Source organism: Salinimicrobium oceani (assembly GCF_012037645.1).
The window spans coordinates 1-479 of the sequence record NZ_JAAVJR010000523.1 but is presented as its reverse complement, the minus strand read 5'-3'; the positions used below and the strand labels follow the sequence as shown (position 1 = coordinate 479).

The following is a 479-nucleotide window of genomic DNA, read 5'->3' as shown; positions in this document are numbered from 1 at the left end:
TCAGAAATTAAAGGCTAAAGATACATTTTTCAGGGCTACTCAAAAAGGCATTTTTTGCTGAAGTTTTTCAGGCTTTTTCGAGTAATTCCTGCACCACCCGCGGCACACCTACTGAAGCTTTTTCAGCATAGATCTTCAGGTTTTTGGATTCGGCTACAGAAGGTTTGGGGTCTATAAAATACACCGGAATTCCTTCAGGAGCAAGATCCAGTAATCCGGCGGCGGGATAGACCTGCATGGAGGTGCCAATGATCATAAGGATATCGGCCCGGAAAGTAATATCCATGGCGGGTTCCATCATAGGAACAGCTTCTCCAAACCACACTACATGCGGCCTAAGCTGGTGATTGTTCTCACAAAAATCGCCGGGATTCAGGTCATCCTCCCAATCCATAACAAGCTCCTCGTTGAAAGTGCTGCGGACTTTTTTCAGCTCTCCATGAAGGTGGATCACATTACTGCTGCATGCTTTTTCATGA

1 protein-coding gene is annotated in these 479 nt (G+C 45.7%); it reads right to left on the bottom strand.

Annotation, left to right across the window (positions count from 1 at the left end; genetic code table 11):
- Window positions 1-67 precede the first annotated feature (67 nt).
- A partial coding sequence (locus HC175_RS18045; RefSeq protein WP_317172355.1) for a Sir2 family NAD-dependent protein deacetylase occupies window positions 68-479 on the bottom strand: 412 nt, incomplete at its 5' end.